The sequence below is a fragment of the Streptococcus sp. A25 genome, assembly GCF_043674095.1.
Classification (GTDB): domain Bacteria; phylum Bacillota; class Bacilli; order Lactobacillales; family Streptococcaceae; genus Streptococcus; species Streptococcus suis_V.
The window spans coordinates 25,521-50,188 of sequence record NZ_JBIMJO010000004.1; the positions used below are offsets into that span (position 1 = coordinate 25,521).

19 protein-coding genes and 1 pseudogene are annotated in these 24,668 nt (G+C 45.6%); 13 read left to right on the forward strand and 7 right to left on the reverse strand.

The annotated features are described in order from the left end of the window. Window positions 1–142 precede the first annotated feature (142 nt). Window positions 143–739: pseudogene (locus ACHBID_RS02615) on the forward strand (Fic family protein); the annotation flags it as partial. A gap of 154 nt (window positions 740–893) precedes the next feature. On the opposite strand, the gene pflB reads toward ACHBID_RS02615, so the two are convergent. Then, window positions 894–3,242, reverse strand: coding sequence for a formate C-acetyltransferase (gene pflB, locus ACHBID_RS02620; protein WP_394731615.1), 2,349 nt, complete (start codon window positions 3,240–3,242; stop codon window positions 894–896). Between the two features lie 275 nt (window positions 3,243–3,517). Between pflB and dinB the strand changes: the two genes are divergently transcribed. From dinB to ACHBID_RS02650, 6 genes are all read left to right on the forward strand, one after another. Then, window positions 3,518–4,582: a DNA polymerase IV gene (gene dinB, locus ACHBID_RS02625; protein WP_394731616.1), complete on the forward strand. Its 1,065-nt coding sequence runs from the start codon at window positions 3,518–3,520 to the stop codon at window positions 4,580–4,582. Window positions 4,583–4,685: 103 nt separating this feature from the next. Then, the gene (locus ACHBID_RS02630) at window positions 4,686–5,609 is read left to right on the forward strand and encodes a 1-phosphofructokinase family hexose kinase (RefSeq protein WP_394731617.1); all 924 of its coding nucleotides are present in this window, start codon (window positions 4,686–4,688) and stop codon (window positions 5,607–5,609) included. Window positions 5,610–5,809: 200 nt separating this feature from the next. Further along, complete coding sequence (locus ACHBID_RS02635; RefSeq protein WP_105110626.1) at window positions 5,810–6,910, forward strand: galactose ABC transporter substrate-binding protein; 1,101 nt, start codon at window positions 5,810–5,812, stop codon at window positions 6,908–6,910. Window positions 6,911–7,197: 287 nt separating this feature from the next. Beyond that, window positions 7,198–8,730 carry an ATP-binding cassette domain-containing protein gene (locus tag ACHBID_RS02640; protein ID WP_172009082.1) on the forward strand — a complete coding sequence of 511 codons (1,533 nt, stop codon included), beginning with the start codon at window positions 7,198–7,200 and terminating at the stop codon, window positions 8,728–8,730. Then, window positions 8,723–9,730, forward strand: coding sequence for a beta-methylgalactoside transporter (locus tag ACHBID_RS02645; RefSeq protein WP_105110628.1), 1,008 nt, complete (start codon window positions 8,723–8,725; stop codon window positions 9,728–9,730). Before ACHBID_RS02640 ends, ACHBID_RS02645 begins: the two co-directional genes overlap by 8 nt. A gap of 159 nt (window positions 9,731–9,889) precedes the next feature. Continuing rightward, window positions 9,890–11,314, forward strand: coding sequence for a serine hydrolase (locus ACHBID_RS02650; RefSeq protein WP_394731618.1), 1,425 nt, complete (start codon window positions 9,890–9,892; stop codon window positions 11,312–11,314). Window positions 11,315–11,400: 86 nt separating this feature from the next. On the opposite strand, the gene ACHBID_RS02655 is transcribed toward ACHBID_RS02650, so the two are convergent. From ACHBID_RS02655 to rnhC, 4 genes are all read right to left on the reverse strand, one after another. Then, a complete protein-coding gene (locus tag ACHBID_RS02655; RefSeq protein ID WP_394731619.1) occupies window positions 11,401–12,138 on the reverse strand; it encodes a hypothetical protein in 738 nt (245 codons plus the stop codon). Between the two features lie 97 nt (window positions 12,139–12,235). Next, entirely contained in the window at window positions 12,236–14,719 is a 2,484-nt protein-coding gene (locus ACHBID_RS02660; protein ID WP_394731620.1) for an ATP-dependent RecD-like DNA helicase, read from the reverse strand. Window positions 14,720–14,770: 51 nt separating this feature from the next. Next, complete coding sequence (gene lepB, locus ACHBID_RS02665; RefSeq protein ID WP_105111737.1) at window positions 14,771–15,391, reverse strand: signal peptidase I; 621 nt, start codon at window positions 15,389–15,391, stop codon at window positions 14,771–14,773. An 11-nt stretch (window positions 15,392–15,402) separates the two neighbouring features. Next, window positions 15,403–16,290, reverse strand: coding sequence for a ribonuclease HIII (gene rnhC, locus ACHBID_RS02670; protein ID WP_105111738.1), 888 nt, complete (start codon window positions 16,288–16,290; stop codon window positions 15,403–15,405). Between the two features lie 121 nt (window positions 16,291–16,411). On the opposite strand from rnhC, the gene ACHBID_RS02675 reads away from it, so the two are divergent. From ACHBID_RS02675 to ACHBID_RS02685, 3 genes are all read left to right on the forward strand, one after another. Further along, window positions 16,412–17,395 (forward strand): Gfo/Idh/MocA family protein, encoded by a 984-nt coding sequence (locus tag ACHBID_RS02675; RefSeq protein ID WP_105161221.1) that lies wholly within the window; start codon window positions 16,412–16,414, stop codon window positions 17,393–17,395. A 232-nt stretch (window positions 17,396–17,627) separates the two neighbouring features. Next, window positions 17,628–18,758, forward strand: a complete 1,131-nt coding sequence (locus ACHBID_RS02680) for a LysM domain-containing protein (protein WP_105122371.1) — start codon at window positions 17,628–17,630, stop codon at window positions 18,756–18,758. 93 nt (window positions 18,759–18,851) lie between these two features. After that, the gene (locus ACHBID_RS02685) at window positions 18,852–19,067 is read left to right on the forward strand and encodes a hypothetical protein (protein ID WP_238140694.1); all 216 of its coding nucleotides are present in this window, start codon (window positions 18,852–18,854) and stop codon (window positions 19,065–19,067) included. A 78-nt stretch (window positions 19,068–19,145) separates the two neighbouring features. On the opposite strand, the gene treC is transcribed toward ACHBID_RS02685, so the two are convergent. Beyond that, window positions 19,146–20,771, reverse strand: a complete 1,626-nt coding sequence (treC, locus tag ACHBID_RS02690) for an alpha,alpha-phosphotrehalase (protein ID WP_105161222.1) — start codon at window positions 20,769–20,771, stop codon at window positions 19,146–19,148. An 84-nt stretch (window positions 20,772–20,855) separates the two neighbouring features. Continuing rightward, complete coding sequence (treP, locus tag ACHBID_RS02695) at window positions 20,856–22,799, reverse strand: PTS system trehalose-specific EIIBC component (RefSeq protein ID WP_394731621.1); 1,944 nt, start codon at window positions 22,797–22,799, stop codon at window positions 20,856–20,858. 241 nt (window positions 22,800–23,040) lie between these two features. On the opposite strand from treP, the gene treR reads away from it, so the two are divergent. From treR to ACHBID_RS02710, 3 genes are read left to right on the forward strand one after another with little or no spacing between them, the layout of a single operon-like run. After that, window positions 23,041–23,754: a trehalose operon repressor gene (treR, locus tag ACHBID_RS02700; protein ID WP_105111742.1), complete on the forward strand. Its 714-nt coding sequence runs from the start codon at window positions 23,041–23,043 to the stop codon at window positions 23,752–23,754. 53 nt (window positions 23,755–23,807) lie between these two features. Beyond that, window positions 23,808–24,113 carry a cell division protein ZapA gene (zapA, locus tag ACHBID_RS02705; RefSeq protein WP_105111743.1) on the forward strand — a complete coding sequence of 102 codons (306 nt, stop codon included), beginning with the start codon at window positions 23,808–23,810 and terminating at the stop codon, window positions 24,111–24,113. A gap of 2 nt (window positions 24,114–24,115) precedes the next feature. Next, a complete protein-coding gene (locus ACHBID_RS02710; RefSeq protein ID WP_105111744.1) occupies window positions 24,116–24,661 on the forward strand; it encodes a CvpA family protein in 546 nt (181 codons plus the stop codon). Window positions 24,662–24,668: the final 7 nt, after the last annotated feature.

Below are 24,668 nucleotides of genomic sequence, written 5' to 3' on the forward strand. Positions count from 1 at the left end.
TGAATGTGATTGATTTTTAGAATTACTATTCTACCGATTTCAGTCTGATTTTGACGATCTGTTATTCTATCAAAGTTGTTAAGTTATCCATATCCTTCCGAAAATCCTCTCCCTATCCTTCCGTTTATCGCCTCTCCTTCCGACCCTCCGTGAGACAGATATGGTCTTGCGCGGTTTGACCATTGACCAGAAACCTGTGAAAGATCACCTTGAGGCCATTGGTCACAGGGAAGCTTTTGAGTATGTGCAGACCCTGGTGGCAGAGGGTGCTCCCTTGACTGAGCAAGTCGTGAAGGATATTCACTATCTGGTATTATCGGATAAAAAAGACGGTAGGGGCGTCTATCGAAAAGTGCCGGTACGTATCATGGGAGCTACAAATAAACCTGCCCAGCCTTTTATGGAGCAATGGCTGGCGGACTATGCTCAAAGTCAGGAAGACATCGTGACCAAGATGGCTCGTTTTCACATCGCCTTTGAAAGTATCCATCCCTTTATTGATGAGAATGGTCGGACGGGTAGGCTTTTGGTTAACCTGGAGCTGATGAAGGCTGGCTACCCTCCGATTGATATAAAATTCTCGGATTGACTAGTTTACTGCAAGGCCTTTGATGACTTTCATGCCAAAGGAAGTTTGTCAGCAATGGAAGATTTGTTTGCCCCTTATTTGAATGAGATATTAGATATGTATTTATCTACCTATCTATCCTATCTCTCAATCATGTGGAATAGTTGCTAGAAAGAATAAGGAGTGCCTATGGCTCGGTAGTATCTTCTTAATGATGCGGTGACGGAAACGAATAATTATCAAGGGAGCCCGTTGTTTCTTCAGAAGAAAAATTCTTATACAGCAAAAAGGACCTGCATTGCAAGTCCTTTTCAGTTTGTTTTGATTAAGCATTCACACCTGAAACTTCAGCTGCGTGGTCGTCCATTGAGAGAACTTCGTGGAAGACACGTTGGGTCAATTCCATTTTTTGCTCTTTAGTGAGGTATTTAGTGTTTACGCAGTATCCAGAGATACGAACGATAACGTCCTCACCAGCCATGATTTTCTCATAAACGTCGTTCAAGTCCATAACGTTCAAGTTAACGTGCTGACCCCCTTGTTCGAAGTAACCGTCAAGGATTGTCACCAAGTTTGTTACTTGCTCATCGAAGGTCTTACCAAGCGCTTTTGGAGAAACTTGAGTGGTCAATGAGATACCGTCGTTGGCATGGTTGAAGTCCAATTTAGAAAGGGTGTTCAAGTTTTGCAACCAACCACCACGAGCTTTAGAAGTTGGGTTGGCACCTGGTGGGAAGAATTCTACTTTAGAAGTGTTGACTGAGCCATCTTCGTTGAGGAATACCCCACGGTGAACTGGTGAGTTACCAGTTTGTTTAGAGTAGGCAACGTTTGAAGTGATAGTCAAGATAGACACGGCAGCTTCCGCATTCTTATAGAGTTTCTTGCTTGCAAGACGAGTATAGAATGCTTCCATGAGCCATTTCGCAATATCATCTACACGGTCATCATCCTCACCGTAGCGTGGGAAGTCACCGATTACTTCATAGTCATAGATAAAGCCATCTTCGTCACGGATTGGTTTAACCTGCGCGTGCTTGATAGCTGACAAGGAGTCGACTGTATTAGCAAATCCACAGATACCGAAGCCCATGTTTGCACGAAGGTGAGTTGGCAAGAAGGCCATTTGAACTGCTTCGTAGTTGTACTTGTCGGTCATGAAGTGGATGATGTTCATGGCATCCACATAGGTATCTGTCAACCAGTCAAGGGCAGTTTCAAAGTCTTTGATGACACGGTCGTAGGTGAAGATTTCTTCTTGGTTTGGCTCAACACCGTCAAATACCTTGTATTCTTTGTGGACATCATCGTAACCAGCGTTCCAGCTTGAAAGAAGACCTTTCAAAACGTTGACACGAGCACCGAAGTACTGGATGTTGTGGCGTTTGTCTTCGCTTTCTGGGTCAAGTGGTGACACACAGCAAGAGATACAAGACATTTCGCCGTAGCCGTCTTTGGCCATGGTTGTTACACCTTCGTATTGGATAGAAGAGTGTTTGTGGCTCATAGCCATACAGTAGCGACGGAAGGCATACGGCAATTTGTCAGACCAGAGAACAGTCAAGTTTGGTTCTGGCGAGTTGCCGATATTGTCAAGCGTGTTGAGGAAACGGTAGTCCATCTTGGTAACACGGTGGCGACCGTCATTACCCATACCTGCCATAGAAGTGGTCAAGAAGGTAGGATCACCAGAGTAGATTTCGTCGAATGATTTTGTACGAGCAAATTTAACGGTACGAAGTTTCAATACGAAATCGTCAACAAATTCTTGGATTTCTGATTCTGTAAATGTTCCGCGAGCCAAGTCACGTTCTGCATAGATATCAAGAACGATTGGTACACGACCGAGGGAAGTTGCAGCACCGTTGATGACACGACATACTGCCATGAAGGCGATGTTGGTCCACTGGATAGCTTCCTTGGTGTTCATGGCTGGTTTACGGACGTCAACGCCGTAGTGGTCACCCAAGCGAACAACTTGTTGGAGAGCTTGATACTGCATGTTGATTTCTTCGCGGAGACGGATGGATTCTTCATCAATCTCAGTGATAGCATTCCAGTCGGCTACCTTTTCTTCCATGAGGTAGTCAGCCCCGTAAAGTGCCAAACGTGCGTACATACCGATGATACGACCACGAGAATAAGCATCTGGCAGACCAGAAACGTGGTGTGAGTGGCGGGCGCGGCGGATGTTAGCTGTATAGGCGCGGAAGATACCGTCGTTTACAGTGGTTGCGTGTTTGGTGTAAATTTCATGCAAGAGTGGATCTGGAGTGTAGCCGTTTTCGATGAGAGTAGTCTCAGCCATACGGATACCGCCTTTTGGCATGAAGTTAAGCTTGAAGAGTTCATCATTTTGGATACCAAAGATGAGCTCATTTTCTTTATCGATGAAGCCAGGGCCAATATCAGCAATAGAAGTTGCACGGTCGATATCCATAGGGAAACGAGTGTCTTCGTAGCCTGCTTTTGTCTCCTCGATAATTTTTTTAATATGCAGTGAACGCTCAGTTGGGCCTGCAAGGAAGCTTTCATCACCATCATATGGCGTGTAGTTGGCTTGTACGAAACGAGTTACACTAGCCTTATCTTGCCAGTCGGTACCTTTGAAGCCTTCCCAGGCTTGGGCGAAAATGTCTTCAGTAACGTTTTTAGTTTTTACTTTTATTGACATGAGGGTTCTCCTTTGAGTTTTTGCAAATAATATGCTTGTGATTATTATAACACTATAAAACGCTTTCTTCAAGGCAAAAATCAATGAAAGTTTGTGAAAGTTGTTTCGGAATATTTCAGAAAACGCCTGAGTATGCGGATTGTAAGTGTTTGGCAAGAAATATGATTTTATGTGTTGTTATAATAAAATTCTTTGTGAAAAAATCGATTGTGATGAAATATTGTGCGGAAAGGGGTATAATGGTTGAAAATAGATTTCACCAGAAAGGAGTGTTCATGTTAATTTTTCCTCTAATCAATGATTTATCTAGAAAAATTATTCATGTAGACATGGATGCTTTTTTTGCTGCTATTGAGGTGCGGGACAATCCCAGTCTCAAGGGCAAGCCGGTTATCATTGGGGCGGATCCGAGACTGTCTGGCGGTCGGGGGGTGGTGTCCACCTGTAGTTATGAGGCGCGTGCCTTTGGAATTCATTCGGCCATGTCTTCCAAAGAAGCCTATGAACGCTGTCCCCAGGCGGTTTTCATTTCAGGGAACTATGATAAATACCAGGAAGTTGGTCTCCAGGTCCGCGAAATTTTCCACCGCTATACGGATTTAGTCGAGCCCATGTCCATCGATGAGGCCTATCTGGATGTGACAGAAAATAAGCTGGGCATCACTTCGGCTATCAAGATTGCCAAACTCATCCAGTACGATATCTGGAAGGAGCTACACCTGACGGCATCAGCTGGCGTCTCCTATAATAAATTTCTGGCTAAAATCGCCTCGGACATGGAAAAGCCGCATGGACTGACCCTGATTAAGCCGGAGGATGCGGTGCCGGTTTTGGCCAGTCTCCCTGTCGAGAAATTTCACGGAGTTGGTAAGAAGACCGTCGAAAAACTGCATCAGATGGGAGTCTATACTGGGGCAGATTTGTTAGATGTATCGGAGATGACTTTGATTGACACTTTCGGTCGTTTCGGTTTTGATCTCTACCGCAAGGCCAGGGGTATTTCCAATTCACCCGTAAAAACCAATCGCATCCGCAAGTCTATCGGTAAGGAGCGGACCTACCGCAAGTTGCTCTATCGCGAAGAGGATGCTCTGCAAGAGTTGGGCAAGCTCTGTCAGAAGGTGGCGGTTAGTCTGACCAAGCACCAGAAAAAAGGACGGACCATTGTCCTCAAAATCCGCTACGGAGATTTTTCGACCCTGACCAAGCGCCATAGTTTTTCGGAGGCGACTGACCAAGCCGATAGGATTGAGAAGGAAGTCCGCCAAATCTTTGAAGAAGTCGGCCAGCCAGAAAAGGGCATTCGTTTGCTGGGTGTGACCGTTACCAATTTCAAATAGGGAAATCAGAAAATTTCTGGTTTCTTTTTATAATTTTTTCAACCATATATCAATATATCTGTTATAATAATCATAGAACATCACATAAAAAAAGGAGATTGCTATGATTCATCTTGTCTGTCCCAACCCTGCTCTTGACCGAACCCTCTTGGTTGAGGCTATTGAGAAAAATATTCCCCTACGTCCCTTTGAAGTCCGGGATTATCCAGGTGGCAAGAGTTTCAATGTGGCCTATGCCCTCAAGGAAAACGGCCAGACAGACTATGTTATCCATACTATTTTAGGTGGAGCGATTGGTCGCTACATCGAGGAGCTCAATGCTGACAAGGGCAATGCCCTCAAGGTGGTTCAGTCTGGGCAAAACACCCGCACCTGCAATATCTACGTTGAAACATCGACAGGGGATGTGGTTCTCTTCTATGAAAAAGGCCTGGAATTGACTGCAGAACTCCTGGATCAATTTACTAAGCAAATCGAGGAAAGCCTGCAACCAGGTGATACCTTGGTCTTTTCAGGCAGTCTGATGAAGGGGATGCCGGATGATTATATCCAGCAGTTTATTGAAAAATTCCCTGCGGTCCGCACCATTGTGGATACCAGTGGTGCAGCCCTTCGTGCCGCTTACGAGGCTCGTCCAGCCCTGATTAAAATTAACAATGAGGAGCTCAAGGACATCTATCTAGAGTTGGATGAACATGACCCAGAAGATGTACTGCGCATCCTCAAAGAAGTGACTCCTCACGAAAATCTTATCGTGACCCTGGGCAGCAAGGGAAGTCTAGCCAAAATTGGTCAACGCTTTTTCCGTATCCAATCCCCTAAGAAAGAGGCTAAAAATCCAATTGCAGCTGGGGATTTCTATCTGGGTCTCCTTGTAAAGGGGATCAGCCAAAACCAAGAGCCAGAAATCTTCCTCAAGGAGGCTGCTGCCTATGCAACTGCCAACTGCCTCAATTATTTCCCAGAAGTTGCGCCAGAGCAATTTGCAGAAATCTTAGCAGAAGTTCGATTTGAAGAATTAGTCTAGTCATTCCTTATCGCATCCTCGGAAACGGGGATATTTTGCTTTATGTTAAAAATTTTCAAAAAAAATAAATATATCGATAATGGTAAAAAACTATTGACAAAAAAGCCAATAAGTTTTACTATATTGATATACAAGAAAACGTTTACAAAAATTGCTTGCAATACAGGTTTGTGCTTCTCATAAATAGAAAGGAATAGGGAATGAAAAAAGTATTGAAATTTTTAGCAATTGCTTTTGTAGGTTTGGTTTTGGTTGCTTGTGGCCAGGCAGCTCAAAAATCGGGTTCAGATTCTGACGGAGGTTCAGGTGGAACTGGAGAAACCTTTGAAGTCGGCGTTGCTATCTATCAATTTAACGATAACTTCATGACACTCTATCGTGAAGAATTGGACGCATATTTCAAAAAATTAGGCGAAGAAACTGGCAATACCTACAACTTGGATATCCAGGATGGTAAGCAAGACCAGGCTACCCAGACAGAGCAAATCAATAACTTTATCGCTCAAGGTAAAGATATTATCCTTGCAAACTTGGTTGACCCAACAGCGGCAGGTACCATCATTAACTCAGCAAAAGCTGCAAATATCCCTGTTGTCTTCATCAACCGCGAGCCTGAAGTAGCTGAGTTGGAAATCTGGCCTGGTAAGACTGCCTATGTCGGTGCTGATGCAACTCAATCAGGTACTTATCAAGGCGAAATCATCGCAGCAACTGATTCTAAAGGGGATATCAACGGTGACGGTACTGTGACCTATATTACTCTCTTCGGTGACCCAGCTAACGTAGATGCCCAACAACGTACCACCTACTCTGTCAAAGCTCTTGACGACGCAGGTATCAAACGCGAAGCCTTGGCTGAACCATATCTTGCAAACTGGGATACTGCTAAAGGTCAAGAAGTGACTGCAGCTGCTTTAGAACAATTCGGCGACAAATTGGAAGTTGTATTTGCTAACAATGATGGTATGGCTGTCGGTGCGGTAACAGCTATCAAGGCTGCTGGCCGTACAGTTGGTAAAGATATCCTAGTAGTCGGTGTAGATGCTATTCCAGATGCTATGGAACTTCTTGGTAAAGGCGAGTTGACAGGTACAGTATTGAACGACCACTTCAACCAATCTCACACCGCAGCAAATATCGCAGTTGAGTTGATGAGTGGTAAAGACGTTTCACCTTACTACTGGGTTAACTATGTGAAAGTTACAAAAGCAGAAGATGCTGAACTCAAAGAAGCAGAAGCTAGAAAAGAAACCATCGACGAAATCAAAGAGCGTTATGCAAAACGTGATGCCGATAAATAAGCAAACTGACTAGTGTAATCAATTTTGGTAAACGACAGTGCGTTCTCACTATTCTATGATATCCAGTAACAATGGTCCTGATTAGTATAGTGAGAACTTAGAACCTGTATTCTCAACCCGGCACTTTTAGCTAAGGCCAATTTTCTGCCACTCATCGTTCGTTTTTCACTGGAATACAGCAGTATTCCAGTGAAAAACGGCCTTGATTAGCAAAAAGCTATCTCTTATCTAAATGTGCCTTACTTGTGAATGCAGGTTCTTATTTTTTGAAAAGGAGACCTAGGAGAATGAGTGAATATATTTTAGAAATGAAACATATTACCAAGACATTTCCGGGTGTTAAGGCCTTGGACGATGTGACCTTCAAGCTCCGTCCGGGAACCGTTCATGCCCTTATGGGTGAAAATGGTGCAGGCAAATCTACCCTCATGAAATGCTTGTTTGGAATTTACCATCGAGATGGTGGCACTATCATCTTTGATGGCAAGGAAGTGGATTTCAAGGATTCCAAAGAGGCCATTGATGCAGGTGTGTCCATGATCCACCAGGAATTGCAGCCCATCCGCATGATGACCATCGCTGAAAATGTCTTTTTAGGCAATTACCCTCTGGGCAAGTTCAATCTGGTTGACCATGCCAAGATGAACCAGGATACAAGGGCTTTACTGGAAGAAGTTGGTCTTTACATGGACCCCAAAACCTTGCTTAATGCCTTGACTGTATCACAGATGCAATCGGTGGAGATTGCTAAGGCCATTTCGCATAATGCCAAGGTTGTCATTATGGACGAGCCGACTTCCTCTCTGACTAGCTCAGAAGTGGAGAAACTTTTTGAAATCATTGCCCAGCTCAAGGCCAAAAACATTGGAATCATCTATATTTCACACAAGATGGATGAGATTTTGCGGATTTCAGATGACATCACAGTCATGCGGGATGGGCAGTACGTTGGTACCTGGCCAGCCGCTGAGATGACAACGGCCAAGATTATTCAAGCCATGGTTGGTCGGGAATTGACCAGCCTCTTTCCACCTAAGACCAACAAGGTTGAGGAGGAAGTCGTTCTTCACTTAGAAGAGATGACCTCGCCAAATCCTCTATCCTTCAAGCAAGCCAGCTTTGACCTCAAAAAAGGTGAAGTGCTTGGGATTGGTGGCCTGGTCGGTGCCCAACGGACCGAGCTTATGGAGGCCCTTTACGGTATTCGGGCCCTCAAACAAGGTAAGATTTATATCAAGGGCAAGGAAGTCAAGATTAAAAATCCAGCCACAGCCATTGCCAATAAGATTGCCCTGGTAACAGAAGACCGGCGTTTCAACGGTATCTTCGGCGTTCTATCGGTCTCTGATAATGCCGCTGTAGCTTCTCTCAACCAATACCTGGGTGCCTTCGGTCTCTTAGATGACAAAAAGATTAAGAATGTTGTTGATCACAATGTTGATCGTCTGCGCGTCAAGACACCGTCGACCAAGACCCACATCGAAAGCCTGTCAGGTGGTAACCAACAAAAAGTTATCCTGGCCCGCTGGTTGGCCAATGACCCAGATATTCTCATCCTGGACGAACCGACCCGTGGTATCGACGTTGGTGCCAAGTACGAAATCTACCAAATCATCAACAATCTAGCTGCCGAAGGTAAGTCCATTATCATGATTACGTCTGAAATGTCTGAACTTCTGGGCGTGTCTGACCGCATCATGGTCATGTGTGAAGGACGGATTTCTGGTTTCTTGGATAAGGAAGAGGCAACCCAGGAGGCCGTGATGCAACTGGCAACTAAATTTATGACTGGCAATCAAGGAGGAGATGACAATGCCTAAATTAGAAACAAAAGCCACTCAATCCTTTAACCTAGGAGAATTTCTAACCAAGAACTCCATGTACATCGTGGTAGCGGCTATGATTCTCTATACAGGATTGACCCAAAACAACTTCTTTACCCTGGGGAACGCGGCCAACATCATGGCCAATACCTCTGTTCGTTTCATCATTGCCCTGGGTGTGTCGGGCTGTTTGATTATCCGTGGTACTGACCTGTCAGCTGGTCGTATCGTCGGTCTGACAGCTATCATCACAGCAACTCTGGTGCAGCGTCCTGATTTCGCCCAGAAATTCTTCCCAAATCTGCCGGATTTACCGATTTTTGTCCCTCTCTTGGCAGCTTTAGCGGTGGGTGCCATCCTCGGTCTGCTCAATGGTGCCATTATTTCCTTCCTCAGTGTGCCGCCATTTTTGGCAACACTGGGTACCCAAATCATGACCTATGGTTTTGTCTTGATTTATTCCCAGTCTAAGCCGATTGGTACCTTTAAGGATGAGTTTGTAGCGATTGGGCAAGGAAAGCTCTTCGGCTTTATCCCTTACATTACCATTATCGCAGGCCTGGTCGGCCTAGCTATGTGGGTGCTCTACAATAAGACTCGCTATGGTAAGTACATGTACGCTATCGGGGGTAATGAAAATGCGGCTGAGGTGTCTGGTGTCAATGTCCGCATGTCCAAAATCAAGATCTTCCTTCTAGCAGGTCTGCTCTACGGATTGGCAGGTTTCCTTCTGTCAGCCAAGACAGGTTCTGCTGGTGCGGGTGCAGGTATGGGTTACGAGCTGGATGCCATTGCCTCAGCGACAATCGGTGGCGTTTCAACGGCCGGTGGTCAGGGTACCGTTCCGGGCATTCTCTTAGGGGTATTCGTCTTTGAGCTCCTTAAGGTCTGCTTGACCTACCTGGGTGTCACACCAGATATGACCAACGTCATCCAAGGTATCGTTATCGTGGTGGCAGTTGCCCTCGATATTCGTAAGACCTTGGTGAAGAGATAGAATCTGTTTATAAAAAGGCGGATAAGGTAGTTTTCCATTGGTGGATGACTGCCTATCGCCTTTTTTTGCTTGCCTGATATTCTAAAATTTCTTATATCAGCTCTTTTCTAATGATAAATGCTTGTTTTGACCAAGTAAATCAGCTATACTAGTAGAGTTATGACAAGAGAGAATGAGCAAAGAAAATCTCGGCGACAGGTTTGGACCAAGTCTGCCAAGCGAAAATATCCCCGAAGAGTTCCATCTAAGAGAAATCGTGGTCAGATTCATCAGCGTTTTCCAAGAACGGTTGCGCTAGATCAGTCTAGAGAGAAGCGGATTGTACCAGGAAGACTTGCAGAAAAGCGTCTTCTTCCAACCACAGACAGGATTAAGGGAGTTGTCAAACCGACTGTGGATAAATTTCTTTCATTTTGGAAATTGCCAAAAAGAAGAAAAAAACGTGGGTCGCGGCATGGTAAAAAGCAGGTTTGGACAGACTATATTCCTATCGCTCTAGGTTTACTAGTCCTCCTTACGCTTGGTATGGTTGCCCTTTTCAATCTGGATTCGACCAAGAAAGGGATAGGCAAAGCCGATTCTTCCAACCAAGCAGCGGCGAGTGGATCGAAGGAAACAGAAACCAAAAAAGAAGTGGTCAAGCCTGTTCATAAGTCTCAGGAGGCCAAAGACTTGGTCATGCAGGAAGATTTGGCTTACATGAACAGTCTCTATCTCTATTATGATTATCCTAATCTGAGTTTAGAAGATACGGTCAAGGCCTATCTCTTGGAGCAGGGATTGGACCCATCACAGGTGGCCTTTACCTATAAGAATCTCAAAACCAATGAAGTCTTCTCCATGAACGATACCCAGCCTATGACCGCTGGCTCCACCTATAAGTTACCCCTCAATATGTTGGTGGTAGATGCGGTGGAAAAAGGTGAAGTTTCAGCGACAGAGGCTTACGATATTACCGGCACAACTTATGAATACAAGCCTGAGCATGATGCCTATGTTGCCAATTATAATGGGATGATGACGATCGCAGATATGCAATACGGCTCCATTGTAGTGTCTGAAAATACTCCAGCCTATGCCTTAGCGGAGCGCATCGGTGGTATGGACAAGGCCTACACCATGTTTGGCCGCTATGGTAAATCGAAAAATCCTGACGTGCCAACTATTTCTGCTAATGGCAATCAGACGACAACGAGCTACTATTCGCAGGTCTTGGATTACCTTTATCAGCGTCAGGACAAATACGCAGACCTGATGAAGTACCTAGATGATGCCTTTCCGGGAACTTGGTTTGAAGAGTATGTTCACGGGGTGACCATCTACCAAAAACCCGGCTATGTCCGTGAAGCCCTCAATCTGGATGCCATTGTCATGGAGGCAACACCTTACAGCATTGCCATTTATACAGCTCATTTTGGTGGCGCATCTGAGGACGATACCGAAATCGATCCTATGGGTTACAATCAAGTGGTCGCCCTCGCCTACGTCATCAATGAGTGGCACAGAGTCAATATGAATCCTGCTAAGGAACTTCCTTCACAAGAGGTGACAGCATCTTCAGAAGAAACAAGCAATGAAAACTAGGTGACAGCCTAGTTTTTTGTACTCAGATTGGTCATCGAAAAAAATGAAAAAGCCCGACAGGTCTAGTCGAGCTTAGTTGGTAGGACTTATTGTTCCTTATTCAGGGTTGCCATTATTTGAGCAGGTGCAGTTAAATCAATAGTTGTTTGCGAGGCATCTGTTGCAACTCCTTGCATAATAACCTTGTATTGTCCATTTTCTAGAATGAAGCCTGGCAAGAGTTGAAATCCAGCACCACCAATGCCTGTTACACCAGGAAGTAAAGCTACTCCGTCTCCTGTTGACTTGCGAACTAGGTAATGGTTTGGTTTGGGTGAAATCAAGTCTGTAATGACAGCAGTCCGGTGTTGGACATTCCAGTCGGTTACTTCCTCATCTTCGCTTTGACGGAAGTCCTGAGTAACAGTGAAAGTCCCATCAGCTGCGACGGTTACCTCGACCATACGTGCTTGTGGACTAGTGCCTGTCCAAGTACCGACAAGTTCTGTCGGAAGAGCTACTGATGGCAAGGCCAATAGCTGGTCTCCTGTCATAGTTGTTGAGCTAGGCTGGCTAGCAGTTTCTTCTTGCTTGGTCTGGCTTGAAGATGAGCTACTTTCTGCTTGAGACGAAGTAGTTGTTGTAGCACTAGATTCGGTTGCTTGGCTAGAGCTTGTATCAGTTTCTTTCTTAGTAGAATTGTCTGTAGATTTTTTACTAGAGCGGGTTTGTTCTGTTTTCTCACTGGTCTTAGTGGATGTAGCTGGGGTAGTTTCTTTTCCACAGGCTGTTAATAAAATAGCTGCAGATAAGAGTAGAATACCGTTTGTTATTTTCTTTTTCATATAAAAATCCTCCTGTTTGATTTTAGTATAGCAAAACAGAAGGATGGTGTCAACACAATTTTGTAACAATTGTAATATTTTTGTAACAAAAGTCAGTTTATTTGAAAAATAGAGCAATATCTTCATCGGTCAGGCCAATCATGGGGTCGATGGTGAGGATATTTTTTTCGTTCAGAATGTAGCTAGTGGGCTGGATGGGGGTGTTTTCCACAGGTTCTTGGTCCAGTAGGGAAAGTTGGCTGGGTGCAGATACAGTTTTTTCCACAGGCACTTTGGTTGGTGCGGGCTGTTCAGACGAGATAGACTGGGCAGATTTTGTAGGCTGATTTGGTGAAATCTGCTCTGGCTGCTCTGCCTTTTCTTCAAAATCCCCTTGGAAACGGGGAACCAGATAGGTTTTGCGTAGGGTACCGGCATTCTTGACCGCGTAGTCAAAGGCGGAGATTTCACCCAGCAGGATGAGCTTGCTCTTAGAGCGGGTGATGGCCGTGTAGACCAGATTGCGCTGGAGCATCCGGTGGCTGGTACGGGTGATGGGCAGAATGACCACCTGAAACTCGCTCCCCTGAGATTTGTGGATGGACATGGCATAGGCCAGAGTGATTTTGTACCACTCATTGCGGGGGTAGGTCACTTCGCTACCGTCAAAGTTGATGGAAATCTCGTCCTGCTTGCTGTCGGTGTACTTGGCAGGCAGGAGGTCGGTGATGTAGCCCAAGTCGCCATTAAAGACATTGCTTTCAGCGTCGTTGACCAAGTGGATGACCCGGTCGCCCTGGCGGAAAATCTGGTCGTTATGAGCAAATTCCAATTGCCCCTCGCTTATTGGATTGAGCAGGTTTTGGGTCATAATGTTGAGCTGGTCAATGCCTGCTACTCCTCGGTACATGGGTGCCAAGATTTGCACTTCCTGACTTGGGATTCCCGACTTGATGGCGGCACCGACAATGCGTTCAATCAGGGCAGGGATTTGTTCGTTTTGCGCCTCGAAATAAGACCGGTCTGCCTTTTTTTCACGGAAATCAGCTGGAAGGCTGCCTTGCCGAATTTGACTGGCAAGAGTGACAATGGTCGAGTCGTCGGACTGGCGGTAGATTTTCTCCAGCGTTAGGCTGGGTAATTTTTTAATCTTGAGCAGGTCGGCCAGGACCTGACCGGGGCTGACCGATGGCAATTGCTCCGCATCTCCGACAATGAGGACCTGCGTCTGAGAGGAAATATTCTGGAAGAGCTGGTTGGCCAACCAAGTATCGACCATAGAAAATTCATCGACGATGATAAATTCCGCATCCAGATAATCATCGCGGTAGGATTCTTCTTGACCTTCAACCAAGCCCAGATGGCGGTGGATGGTCGCAGCTGGCAGGCCGGTCAATTCATTCATTCGACGGGCGGCTCGGCCGGTTGGAGCGGCTAAGAGGACAGGACATTCGTCACGGTTTTTCGTCAAATCAATCTTGTGCAAGATAGCGTAGACCGCGATGATACCGTTGATGACTGTGGTCTTACCTGTGCCGGGTCCGCCAGTTAGGATAAAGAGCGGATTGGTAATAGCTCGGACAATAGCCTCTTTCTGAATAGGATCGTAGGTCAGTGATGACATGCTTTCCAGCTCTGCAATGGCAGTCTCGACGTCCTTGCGTGGGAAGGGCTTGAAACCATTTTTGCCCATGAGGCGACTGAGGTTCTTGTGAATGCCTTCCTCAGCAAAGTAGAGACTGTTGTCAAAAATTTTGGTGCCTGCCTGCTGGACCTTGCCGTCATTAATGAGACCGGTCAATTCCTGCGCTACGGCAGCCGGGTCCAACTCGACATGGCGGGATTTTTCCAGCACGTCAATGCTGGCCTCTAGCAAATCACGCGCCTCGACATAAGTGTCGCCCGTCTCCATAGAGCGCTGGAGCAGGCAATAGAGCATGCCGGCTCGGAAACGCTGTGGTGAGTCGCTCTCGATGCCCAGATTTTCAGCGATTTTATCGGCAATGGTAAAGCCCATTCCTTGGACATCTTCGACCAGCTGGTAGGGATTTTCCTCGATGATTTGCAGAGTTTTCTCCTTGTACTGGTCTTGGATTTGAAAGGCGAGTTTGTTGGGAATGCCGTATTCGGCTAGTTTGGACAAAATCATCTCTGTGCCGTAGTTGAGGCGGAGTTTTTCCACAAAAGCCTGCCGATTTTTGCTGGATAATCCTGTAATCTGGGTCAATTTTTCAGGTTCGGCTAGGATTTTATCAATGGTATCCTCGCCGTAGAGCTGGACTATTTTCTCAGCCGTCTTGCGGCCGATGCCCTTGAAATGGTCGCTGGAAAAATACTTGACCAGTCCAGAGGCAGTTGGTTTACTGCGTTCGTAGCGGGAGATTTGCAGCTGCTGACCGTATTTGGGATGGGTAACCAAGTTGCCGTAAAAGCGGTAATCTTCGCCTTCAATAACGTCTGCGATGGTGCCGGTCACGATAATTTCGTAGTCGTCATAATCCGCATTGGTCTCCTCGATTTCCAAGAGCAGGATTTTATAAAAATTACTGGGATTTTCAAAAATAATCCGGTCGATAGTTCCGGTGAAAGATACTTCTTGCATGATTTTTCCTTATCAAAAGGGAGTGGGACAGCTGTCTCACTCCTAATTAGTTTATTTTACGGTACCAATGCGGTTGAGGGGCCACATGCGGAAAACGACTTCTCCCTTGATATTGGCCTTGGTGAATGGACCAACATTACGGCTATCTAGAGAAACCAGTCGGTCGTCTCCCATGAGGAAGTAGTGTCCTTCGGGTACGACATAAGACAGGCTTGGGTAGCCATTGGCATCCAGTGTGAAGGCAGTAGCAGCTGCCGCACGGTTTTGGAAGCTCTTATTATAGGAGTAGGTGGACTGGAGTTTATCTTCCTTAAAGGCTGCCAGGTACTCTGCTAAATAAGGCTCATCCACCACCTCTTCATTGATATAGAGAACGTCATTCTCAAAGCGGATGGAGTCACCAGGCATACCGATAACCCGCTTGACAATCAGCTTCTCCTTGCCTTGCGAGTCCACTTCGCTGGCCACGACAATGTCAAAACGGTCAATGGTCGTCGTGCGCGCCATGATCAAGCGCTCCTTGTCATGAAGGGTTGGATCCATAGAATGTCCATCAACAGAAACAGGCTGCCAGATAAAGAGCCGTGAGAGCAAGAATCCGATAATAATCAGAGAGAAGATGCCCCACTCAGCTAGGAAGCGAGCAAGGGAATTTTTTTTAGTTGAACGCATGTGGTTTCCTCTTATTTCAATAATTTTTCTGCTTTTTGTGTGTTGGCAAAGTGGAGTTTGGCGGCCTGGCTGAGCCCCGCCATTCCGTATCTCTGCAAAATTTTGGCTGCGACCTGGTCGGACTTGCTGCCGGCACCGGATGGCAGATTCATGCCTAGTTGCTCCCCTAGTTGAGCCAAATTTTCCAAGAACATGGCGCGTGCGATAATGGATGATACCGCGACGGCCAGGTATTTGCCCTCAGCCTTTTCTTCCAAGGTGACAGGGTTGGCAAAGTGATTGGCCTCTTTTTTGAGATATTTCTGGTAATTTTGGATAGATGTAAAAGCGTCAATGACGATTTTCTCCGGCTGTACCCCTTTTTGGAGTAGCAGGTAGATGGCCTGATTGTGGAGTGCCACCTTGACTGATACGGCATTGTAGCCTTGCTCGATGACCTCGTTGTATTTTTTCGGGGACAATAGCAGAGCTTGGTGGGAGATTTTCTCTTTTAAGAGAGGGGCGATTTGGCAGATTTTTTGGTCTGTCATTTTTTTAGAGTCATTAACGCCCAGCAACTTGAGAAAGGCATGGTCATCAGGTGTGACGTAGCTAGCCACGACAGCCAGACCGCCAAAATAAGACCCGTTACCCACCTCGTCCGTCCCAATCATGGGCAGGTTCTGCCCGGAGATGGTCTGATCAGTCTGAGCCTGCTCATAGCCCCAACGACTGGCTTCCTGCTCTGCCATTTCCCCTTGGAAAACGACTTTTCCAGAAGTGTAGATGGAAAGGCTGGCGCCAGGAAGTTTGAAAAATGCTTCGATGTAAGGATTTTTACTGGCCTGCTGGTAGCGGGCGTAGTGGTGGAGCATCTGTGCCTTGTCTGAGGCAGTCACTTTAAGTACAGCGGTCGTCATGTTCTTATTGTATCATAAATGCGACTTGGAGTGTGCGGAAAAGAGTAGAATCTACTATAATAGTTTTAGAACCTGTATGCACAGTAAGAAACTTTACTGTGCATAGGAAAGTGAGGTTAAGATGGAAAATCAAGTTCAATATAAGTGGGCAACTCTGGGAACGGGTGTTATCGCCAATGAATTGGCCCAAGCTCTACAAGCAATGGGAGGGACTATCTACTCCGTTGCCAATCGTACCTATGAAAAAGGGATCGATTTTGCAAAAAAATATGGCATTGAGAAGGTCTATGAGGACATTGATCAGGTGTTTGAGGATCCTGAGGTGGACATTATCTATATTTCTACCCCCCACAACACCCATATCAATTACCTGCGTAAGGCCTTGGCTGGGGGCAAGCATGTTCTCTGTGAAAAGTCCATCACGCTAAATAAGGATGAGTTGGCAGAAGCCATTCAACTGGCGGAGGAAAACCAGGTCATCTTGGCAGAAGCCATGACCATTTTCCACATGCCAATCTATCGTCAGTTGAGCGAAGTGGCTACAAGTGGCAAGCTGGGAGAGTTGAAGATGATTCAGATGAACTTTGGCAGCTACAAGGAATATGACATGACCAACCGCTTTTTCAATAAGAACTTAGCTGGAGGTGCCCTTTTGGACATCGGTGTCTATGCCCTGTCCTTTGTTCGCTGGTTCATGACTGAAAAACCAAATCAAGTCGCTTCGCAGGTCAAATTGGCTCCAACGGGTGTCGATGAACAGGTCGGTATTCTCCTGTCCAATGATGCGGGTGAGATGGCTACGATTGCCCTCAGTCTCCATGCCAAACAGCCTAAGCGTGGGACCATTGCTTATGATAAGGGTTATATCGAACTCTATGAATACCCTCGCGGGCAGAAGGCGGTTATTACCTATACTGAAGACGGTAGTCAAGAGGTAATCGAAGCGGGCGAGACTGCCAAGGCCCTCTCTTATGAAGTGGCGGATATGGAAAAAGCTGTCGCGGGCATCGAAAATACTATGCACCTAGCCTACACCCAAGATGTTATGGAGATCATGACCCAACTCCGAAAAGAGTGGGGCTTGGTGTATCCGGAGGAGATGTAGTTAGTCTAGGTTTTGAGAGGTTGGAGAAGTCCAACCTTTTTTCTTTATGGCAGGAGATAGTCAGTCTTGAAGCCACATATCAGGTCACTATGACAATCTTGTGACAAATATAATGCTCAAGTGACAATCAATTTGGTTTGTTTACAGCTTGTTTAAAAGCCTGGGAAAGGCTTGTTTTGCAAAAAAAATTCCGCTATCATAGGTCTATCTCAAAAGAAAGAAGGAATGTTTTGTGAAACGTAAACAGACAAACAAACCGGTTTATATGAAAAGAAAGAGAAAAAGATCTGTACTGAAAGAGAATAAGAAAATGTTCTACGCATCCTCTGTAGCCTTGTCACTCTTGGCAACTGGCCTGGCAGCTCCGACAATTTCCGCCTTGGAATGGACACCACGCAATGTCTCTGAGATTAGCGCTGAATTGGTCAATCAAGGGGGCCAACTCACTTACACCATCAAGTATGGCGATACCTTGAGTGCCATTGCTGATGCCATGAATCTGGATATGGAAATCCTAGCCAAGGTCAATCAAATTACAGATGTCAACCTGATTTTCCCAGATACGGTATTGACCACGACAGTTGACCAAAATAACCAAGTGACCCAAATCGAAATTGAAGCACCTGCCCAGACAGCCAATCAAGAGCCTGTTCAAGCGACGGTGGATTTGCAGACAAACCAGGCGACCATCGACGATACAGTTGTTCATCTCGACGAGGTAGAAGTCCCTGCTCCAGCGACAGAACCGACTGCTCCAGTAGCTGAAACAGAAGTCCCTGCCGATATTCCAGCCGAGGTAGCTACAGTAGAAGTGCCCCAAGTTTCTATACCCGAAACAACAGAAGCGGTGGCAGCTCCAGCAGCAGAACAGGTTGCTCCAGTTGAAGCACCAGTGGCAGAGCCAGTAGCTGAAACTCCAGTAGTGGAGCCAGCAAGTGAGTCTGTTGTAGCAGAAGAGCCGGTGGTAGAGACTCCAGTGGCTGAAACACCAGCACCAGTTGCTACGGTAGTTTATGATAATAGTGGCCTCCAGCCCCAGGTTGCAGCATTTAAAGAAGAAGTTGCAAATACTTTCGGTATTACTTCTTTTTCAGGATACCGTCCTGGAGATCCCCAAGACCACGGTAAAGGATTGGCTATTGATTTCATGGTGCCAGTGAGCTCAGCCCTCGGTGACCAGGTTGCTGACTATGCCATTGCCAATATGGGTGCCCGCAACATTTCCTACATCATTTGGAAGCAACGTTTCTACTCACCATATCCAAGCATTTACGGACCAGCCTATACCTGGAATCCAATGCCAGACCGCGGAAGTGTAACAGAAAACCACTATGACCACGTCCACGTGTCTTTCAATCCATAAAAATACGGGAAATCGAATCGAAACAGGTTCGATTTTTCTGTTTTTGATTGCAAAAATAGGATATACTGTTTAAAAATAAGAGGAGGGCTGGTTGTGCCAAATTTTGTATCTGGCTTATGGAAGGAATATCTGGAAACCCGGACCAATGCAGGAGAGGATTTTCTCTATTGGTTACTTCAGCGTAAGATGACCTGGGGACAGCGCTGGCTGGTGGTATTGGTTCTGACGTTTATGGTCCAACCATCCCTATGTTCTGTACATCCTCTTTCTGATTGGCACAATCTTGTTTGTGATTTATGCTTTTGGTAGCCTTTATTTTTTTATCAAAAGGCGATTACAATCAAAGAAACACTAAAAAACTCGGGAGAAACTTCCGAGTCTTGGTCTTTAATCGGCCCAAATGGCAAGGGATTGATAAGGTTTCAGTCGAATGGTTTTTCCGAGTTTGGTGTCGCTGTAGTTGTCAATGAGGATGCTGCCTTGTGCGTAATCGTCTGCCAACTCTAGTTGAACTTCTTCTGGGAAGAAGTTGTTGAGGACCAAGAGTTTTTGACCGTCGTGGAGGCGCTCAAAGGCGTAAACCTTGTCGCTGTCCTTGTAGGCAGCCTTGTAATCCCCTTCAGACACGATTGGTAATTCCTTACGAAGTCGAATCAAGTCTTGGTAGAAGGTGAAGATTGGGCCTGTTTTTTCGGTCTCAACGTTTATGGTCTTGTACGATTTACCAGCTTTTAGCCAAGGAGTACCTGTTGAGAAACCGGCATTTTCAGAAGCATCCCACTGCATGGGTGTGCGGGCATTGTCACGCGACTTGGCTTGGATAATCTTGAAGGCCACATCAGGTGTGTTTCCCTGTTCTAAGAGCATTTGGTAGGCATTAAGGCTCTCGACATCGACATAATCATCCATGCTATCGTAGTCAGGGTCAATCATACCGATTTCCTCGCCCATGTAGATATAAGGCGTACCGCGGGACAAGTGGATAGAGGCTGCTAGCATGGTTGCTCCTTCCTTGCGGAAATTCTCCACATCGACAAAGCGGTTGAGGGCGCGTGGCTGGTCGTGGTTGTTGTAGAAGAGGGCATTCCAGCCATTGCCGACAGACATTTCCTCGCCCCAAGTGTGGAAGAGGCGCTTGAGTTCCTCAAAATCAAAGTCCATGATGGTCCATTTTTTACCATCCTTGTAATCCACCTTGAGGTGGTGGAAATTAAAGGCCATGGACAATTCCTCACGCTCAGGAGCCGTGTACAGAATGCAGTTTTCAATGGTTGTGGCAGACATTTCGCCAACGGTCATAAAGCCTTCTTCCCTTCCAAAGGTGGCATTGTTCATCATGCGGAGGTAGTCGTGGGTGATAGGGCGGTCGGTATAGGCAGGTTTGCCGTCGTTAATTGGGCAGTCCACCAAAACTTCGTCCTTACCAATCAAGTTAATGACATCGAAGCGGAAGCCTTTGACACCCTTGTCTTTCCAGAAGTTGACCACCTTGAACAGTTCTTCGCGGACATGAGGGTTTCGCCAGTTGAGGTCGGCTTGGGTCACATCAAAGAGGTGGAGGTAGTATTTCCCAGTATCGCCAAAGAGAGCCCAGGCATTGCCGCCAAACTTGGAAACCCAGTCGGTTGGCTGGTCACGTAGGATAAAGAAATCTTGATAGTATTTGTCGCCTGCTAGGGCCTTTTGGAACCATTCATGCTCCGTTGAGCAGTGATTGAGGACCATGTCCAACATAAATTCAATACCCAGCTCTTTACCGACAGCCACCATTTCTTCAAAGTCAGCCATGGTGCCAAAATCAGGATTGACAGCTGTGTAATCAGAAATGTCATAGCCGTTGTCCCTTTGCGGACTTGGGTAGAAGGGATTGAGCCAAATCATATCAATGCCTAGCTCTTTTAGATATGGAAGTTTTTCAATAATTCCTCGTAGATCCCCGACACCATTTCCGGTCGTGTCTTTGTAAGATTTGGGGTAGATTTGATAGACGACTTTACGTTTGTCAATGGTCATGATGATAGTACCATTTCCTTTCTCAAAAATGATGTAATCAACGGCAAAGAGTTGGGGTTACCAACTCTCTACACTTATATTGTTTTATGCTTTTGTTGCTTTCAAGATAGCTTGGCCACGTTCTACTGAACGAGGAAGGCTTCCAAGAACCTCTGTATTGAAATCCGTTTGGTTGGTCACGATAACTGGTGTTTCAGCGACGAGACCAGCAGCCTTGATGACATCGATGTCAAAGCTAATCAATTTATCGCCAGCTTTTACTTTGTCACCTTGTTTGACGTGAGCTGTGAAGCCTTTACCTTCCAATCCGACAGTATCCATACCGATGTGCATAAGGAGTTCAACTCCGTTTGTAGCAGTGATACCAACAGCGTGGTTAGTAGGGAAGAGGACAGATACTTCACCGTCAACAGGTGCAACTAAGATGCCTTCGCTAGGATCGATAAGGACACCTTGTCCCATGACCCCAGATGCGAATACAGGGTCAGTTGCCTGTGACAATTCTTTTGCTTGACCAGTTAGGGGGCTGATCAATTCGATAGCAGAACCAGTTTCAACGACAGTTTCAGTTACGACTACAACTTCTTCAACAGTTTCTTCTTTTTTTGAAAATGCACCTGTACGTTTGAAAACAGCTGTCAAAATCATTGGGACAACAATCGCAACAATCATTGTCATAAAGAATGCACCCCAGTATTCAGCCTTGATAGACAAGATACCTGGAAGACCACCGATACCGATAGAAGCTGCTTGAATGTTAAAGGTTACAGAAAGTAAACCTGCAATCCCTGAACCAATCATACCTGCTACAAATGGGTACACATATTTTACGTTAACCCCAAAGAGAGCTGGTTCAGTAATTCCGAGATAAGCTGAGATCGTTGCTGGAAGTGAGATTTGTGCCTCACGTTCGTTGTGACGGTTAATAAGGAAGTAAGCAAATACTGCTGATCCCTGTGCAATGTTTGAAAGAGCGATCATTGGCCATAGACCAGTTCCACCTGTATCTGCAATCAATTGGGTATCGATTGCGTTTGTCATGTGGTGAAGACCAGTGATAACAAATGGCGCATAAAGAGCACCAAAGACTGCACCGAAGAACCATTTAAGCGGTCCTGTCAAACCAGCAAGCACAATTGTTGATAACCATTGTCCGATAGTCCATCCGATTGGACCAAGAACAGTATGAGCTAGGATAAGAGCTGGAACAAGTGATAAGAATGGCACAAAAATCATTGAAACCACTTCTGGAATAACCTTGCGCCAGAATTTTTCAAGGTAAGCTAGTGACAAACCTGCTAGAAGAGCTGGAATAACTTGTGCTTGGTAACCGATACGGTTAACAGTGAAGAAGCCAAAGTCCCAAACCCAATCTTTAGCAATTTCTGCTGCTGATGTGCTTGGCACAGCATAGGCATTAAGCAATTGAGGTGACACCAAACAGATCCCAAGAACGATACCAAGGATTTGTGAAGTTCCCATCTTACGAGTCACAGACCAAGTAATCCCTACTGGTAGATAGTGGAAAATCGCTTCACCTGGCAACCATAAGAAATGGTTTACCCCACTCCAAAATGGAGACACTTCAACAATAGTTTTCCCATCTAGAGCTGAAAACTGCACGCCTTCAAGCACGTTACGGAAACCAAGAATCAAACCACCAACGATAAGAGCTGGAATGATTGGGGTAAAGATTTCAGCCAACATGGTCATGACACGTTGAACTGGGTTTTGATTACTTTTGGCAGCTGACTTGGCTGCTTCTTTAGAAACCCCTTCAATACCTGATACAGCTGTGAAATCGCCGTAGAAGATTGGCACGTCATTACCAATGATTACTTGGAACTGACCAGCGTTGGTGAAGGTTCCTTTTACTGCTGGAATATCTTCGATGACTTTTACATTTGCTTTTTTGTCATCCGCAAGAACAAAGCGCATACGTGTTGCACAGTGAGCAACTGCGTTAACATTTTCTTTTCCGCCAATAGCGTCCAAGAGCTGTTTGGCTTCTTTTTCAAATTTTCCCATATATTTTTCCTTCTAGATGGCTTATGGAATCCGTCACCTTATATTTTTAGACATCTCCCAAAAGTATGTCTTTTTTAAAATTTGTACGAACAAATTTTGTTTACAAAGACCATTGTATCCGATTTCAAAAAATATTGCAAGCGTTTTTAACATTTTTTTATAAAATTTCATAAAATTTCATAAAATTTCTGTTATACTAGAGTAGTTGTATGATAAAGTGGCTACAAATTAAGGAGACATCATGAAGAAATACCAGGAAATTTACAATGACTTAAAGGAAAAAATCCGTACAAATACCTACCCTGCTGAAACCAGTCTGCCGACCGAGCAGCGCCTGCAAGAAATTTACGGTGTCAGTCGTGATACTGTCCGCAAGGCCCTGTCTATGTTGACAGAAAGAGGTATGATTCAGAAAGTTCAGGGCCGAGGTTCCCTAGTTCTCAAGCAAGAAATGCTGAATTTCCCTGTTTCTGGTCTGACTTCCTACCAGGAATTGGCTGAGTCTTTGCAGCTGGAGACCAAGACAGAAGTAGTCAGCCTGGATCAGATTGTTATCAGTAGCAACTTGGCGAATTTGACTGGGTTTGAACCCCATAGCAAGGTCTGGAAAGTTGTCCGTACACGTTCTATTGATGGCAAGGTGTCGGTTGTGGATACTGACTACCTGTCTGCGGATATTGTGCCGACCATTACCAAGGAAATTGCTGCATCTTCCATTTACAATTATCTGGAGAAGACCCTCAAGCTGGATATTGCCTATGCCCAAAAGGAAATTACTGTTGAGCCGACCAGCCGTGAGGAGCGAGAGCTCATGAAAAATGAAGATGACTATCTGGTCCTCATCAAATCCCGCGTCTATCTGGGAGATACCAAGCAATTCCAATACACTGAAAGCAAGCACAAAATCGACAAATTCCGCTTTGTAGACTTTGCGCGTAGAAAACACTCTATATAGTAGGAATTGGCGAAAATAGCCATTTTGAGGTATAATAGGAAGCGAGGTGTACAATGGCAAATCTGAATCGATATAAATTTACATTTGGTGAAAAACAATTAACCCTGACGACCGAGCATGACAATCGTTTTATGACGGAAGTGGAGAAGCTAGCCCAGGAAAAATACCAGGCCATCAAGGAGAAAATGCCCAAGGCAGACCCTGAAACCCTGGCCTTGTTGTTGGCTATCAATTCCCTCTCAGTCCAGCTGACCCGCGAGATGGCCTTTGAAAAGACAGAGGCAGAATTGGCGGCCATGAAAGAAAAGGTCTTAAAAAAGAACGTGACCCTGCTGGACCTAGATGAGCTTGAGGAGTAGACATGGTATCAATTGCAATTCTTATCCTCCTAGCCTGGAGTTTTTATATCGGCTATAGTCGAGGACTGGTCCTTCAAGGCTTTTACGGTGTGTCTAGCCTCTTTGCTATCTTGGTGGCGGCCTTGACCTATAAGAAGTTGTCAGGGATTCTCTATCTATGGGTACCCTTTGCCAATGCAACCCAGGGTAGCTTTAACTATTATTTTGATGAAAAATACCTGTTTGATTTGGACCAGGTCTTCTATGCAGGCTTGGCCTTTCTGACAGTCTATCTCCTGGTCTATGCCATCATGCGTTTTGTTGGAATCTTTGTCCACCTCTTGGAAGCCTACAATCCTGATACAATCCAATCAAACCTTATCAGTGGTGCCATTGCGGTAGTGGTGGCCTTGCTTTCTCTGCAAATGGTCTTGGTCCTGGTGGCGACTATTCCTGTGGACCTTGTACAGGAGCAACTCCAGAAAAGTTTCCTAGCAAATCTGCTAATCCAGTACATTCCGACGGCTCATTTTTTCAAGGCTGTCTGGCTAAGTAATATTACAGGGTAGGGCAACC

Excerpts from the sequence above, each read along its gene's own strand:
- pflB (WP_394731615.1), bottom strand. The coding sequence starts at position 3,242 with ATGTCAATAAAAGTAAAAACTAAAAACGTTACTGAAGACATTTTCGCC.
- dinB (WP_394731616.1), top strand. The coding sequence starts at position 3,518 with ATGTTAATTTTTCCTCTAATCAATGATTTATCTAGAAAAATTATTCAT.
- ACHBID_RS02630 (WP_394731617.1), top strand. The coding sequence starts at position 4,686 with ATGATTCATCTTGTCTGTCCCAACCCTGCTCTTGACCGAACCCTCTTG.
- ACHBID_RS02635 (WP_105110626.1), top strand. The coding sequence starts at position 5,810 with ATGAAAAAAGTATTGAAATTTTTAGCAATTGCTTTTGTAGGTTTGGTT.
- ACHBID_RS02640 (WP_172009082.1), top strand. The coding sequence starts at position 7,198 with ATGAGTGAATATATTTTAGAAATGAAACATATTACCAAGACATTTCCG.
- ACHBID_RS02645 (WP_105110628.1), top strand. The coding sequence starts at position 8,723 with ATGCCTAAATTAGAAACAAAAGCCACTCAATCCTTTAACCTAGGAGAA.
- ACHBID_RS02650 (WP_394731618.1), top strand. The coding sequence starts at position 9,890 with ATGACAAGAGAGAATGAGCAAAGAAAATCTCGGCGACAGGTTTGGACC.
- ACHBID_RS02655 (WP_394731619.1), bottom strand. The coding sequence starts at position 12,138 with ATGAAAAAGAAAATAACAAACGGTATTCTACTCTTATCTGCAGCTATT.
- ACHBID_RS02660 (WP_394731620.1), bottom strand. The coding sequence starts at position 14,719 with ATGCAAGAAGTATCTTTCACCGGAACTATCGACCGGATTATTTTTGAA.
- lepB (WP_105111737.1), bottom strand. The coding sequence starts at position 15,391 with ATGCGTTCAACTAAAAAAAATTCCCTTGCTCGCTTCCTAGCTGAGTGG.
- rnhC (WP_105111738.1), bottom strand. The coding sequence starts at position 16,290 with ATGACGACCGCTGTACTTAAAGTGACTGCCTCAGACAAGGCACAGATG.
- ACHBID_RS02675 (WP_105161221.1), top strand. The coding sequence starts at position 16,412 with ATGGAAAATCAAGTTCAATATAAGTGGGCAACTCTGGGAACGGGTGTT.
- treC (WP_105161222.1), bottom strand. The coding sequence starts at position 20,771 with ATGACCATTGACAAACGTAAAGTCGTCTATCAAATCTACCCCAAATCT.
- treP (WP_394731621.1), bottom strand. The coding sequence starts at position 22,799 with ATGGGAAAATTTGAAAAAGAAGCCAAACAGCTCTTGGACGCTATTGGC.
- treR (WP_105111742.1), top strand. The coding sequence starts at position 23,041 with ATGAAGAAATACCAGGAAATTTACAATGACTTAAAGGAAAAAATCCGT.
- zapA (WP_105111743.1), top strand. The coding sequence starts at position 23,808 with ATGGCAAATCTGAATCGATATAAATTTACATTTGGTGAAAAACAATTA.
- ACHBID_RS02710 (WP_105111744.1), top strand. The coding sequence starts at position 24,116 with ATGGTATCAATTGCAATTCTTATCCTCCTAGCCTGGAGTTTTTATATC.